This is a genomic window from Acinetobacter lwoffii, assembly GCF_024129855.1.
Classification (GTDB): domain Bacteria; phylum Pseudomonadota; class Gammaproteobacteria; order Pseudomonadales; family Moraxellaceae; genus Acinetobacter; species Acinetobacter lwoffii_L.
Window position 1 is genome coordinate 1 of record NZ_JAMXXC010000069.1, and the last position, 1,041, is coordinate 1,041.

Sequence of the window (1,041 nt, forward strand, 5' to 3'; positions counted from 1 at the left end):
TGGCTTTGTTGCACAAAGATTTAAAAGATAACACTCTGCTCATTTGAACAGAATTCAAGTGACAACTTGGGTATGAGGACGACCTAATTCTGTAAATTTGTTCAATACGGCTATGCGTGCATGAATCTCATTCACCTGACTAGAAAAACTCCTTGCTGTTAATTTATCACCTAATAGTTTGATGCAATGCATCTTGGTTTCAACTAAACTTCGACGATGATAACCAGACCATTTTTTCCAAAGCGTTCTTCCTAAACGTTTAACTGTTTTCAGTAACTCATTCCGCTCTAAAGATCTCAATTTCTGATCTTTCCATGGTTTTGCATTTTTTCTTGGCGGAATGAGCGCATGTGCATCTCGATCTAGAATGACTTGTCTGCAGTGCTTCGTGTCATAAGCACCATCGGTATAGACCGAATCAATTCGTTCATCTAAGGGAATTTGAGCAAGTAAATCACCGAGTACTTGCGAATCGCTCACATTATTTGTAGTAAGCTGTACTGCACGTATTTGCAAGGTTTCAGCATCGATGCCAATATGAAGCTTACGCCATTGGCGACGATATTCAGGTCCATGTTTCTTACGTTTCCACTCACCTTCACCTAGAAACTTTAAGCCAGTTGAGTCGACGAGTAGATGTAGCCCATCACTACTTTTTTGATAGCTAATCGCAATATCAATATGTTTTTGTCTTCGACAAAGCGTACTGTAATCTGGTGCGGTCCAATTTAATCCACAAAGTTTAATCAGACTTTGAACAAAACCTGTGACCATGCGTAAAGAGAGTCTAAATAAAGATTTGATCATTAAACAGCATTGAATAGCCGTATCGGAGTAAGTTTGATTTCGACCTTGCTTGTTTTGTGGTTGTGCATACCACTGAGTGTTTGGATCAAACCAAATGGAAATGTTGCCCCGATTAATGAGAGCGCGATTATAGGAAGACCAGTTGGTTGTACGATAAGTTTTAGGAGTAGGTTTATTCATTTTGAAATTATAGGACTGAATAAACCTTATAGGCTAGGTTTGTGCAACAAAGCC

1 protein-coding gene is annotated in these 1,041 nt (G+C 39.0%); it reads right to left on the minus strand.

Features of this window, described 5'->3' with window-relative positions:
* Window positions 1-54: 54 nt before the first annotated feature.
* A complete protein-coding gene (locus tag NI465_RS16525; RefSeq protein ID WP_001040037.1) occupies window positions 55-987 on the minus strand; it encodes an IS5-like element ISAha2 family transposase in 933 nt (310 codons plus the stop codon).
* Window positions 988-1,041 lie beyond the last annotated feature (54 nt).